At 40.1% G+C, this 661-nt stretch carries 1 protein-coding gene; it reads left to right on the top strand.

All coding sequences use genetic code 11. The features are described 5' to 3' along the window. Nucleotides 1-253: 253 nt before the first annotated feature. Nucleotides 254-661, top strand: a 408-nt coding sequence (locus tag IQR33_RS34905) for an MFS transporter (RefSeq protein ID WP_228014225.1), incomplete at its 3' end; no start/stop codon positions are given.

The following is a 661-nucleotide window of genomic DNA, read 5'->3' as shown; positions in this document are numbered from 1 at the left end:
CAGCTTAAATAGCTTTTGGTTCATTATGATCCAAAAGCTAAATTCGAGCTTCTTCAGGATACGACTGTTTACAAAAAAAGCCATTAATATTAACTAATGCATTGTTTTTAAGTTGTATTTTGCTTTTTATTGATGTTGGGGCATTTTTTGAAAATCACAGCAACATTGTATTGGTCAATGTTGCTGTACAGGTTAGGAAGTATTTAGAACATGATGATCTAAATGCTTCTATCGCTGTACATATGAGGTCAATATGATTTCTCAATTAAGCAAAAGTATTCGTCAGTACATGTTAGTGACGTTTAACTATTGGAACTTTACGGTGACCGATGGCGCACTGCGTATGCTGGTGGTGCTCTATTTTCATGACTTAGGTTATTCCACGTTAGCTATTGCCTCACTGTTCCTTTTCTATGAATTTTTTGGTGTGGTGACAAACCTAGTTGGTGGTTGGCTGGGCGCAAGGTTAGGCCTTAATAAAACCATGAACATTGGTTTAGCGATGCAAGTGTTTGCGTTGTTGATGCTCGCAGTACCAAATGCATGGCTGACCATTCCTTGGGTGATGGCAGCGCAAGCTCTGTCGGGGATTGCCAAAGATCTGAACAAAATGAGTGCTAAGAGCGCGATTAAAACGCTAGTACCAGACGAGCAGCAAGGG

The organism is Vibrio sp. OPT46 (assembly GCF_015163535.1).
Classification (GTDB): domain Bacteria; phylum Pseudomonadota; class Gammaproteobacteria; order Enterobacterales; family Vibrionaceae; genus Vibrio; species Vibrio alginolyticus.
Note: the sequence above shows the minus strand (reverse complement) of the source record. Positions and strands in the feature narration are given on the sequence as shown.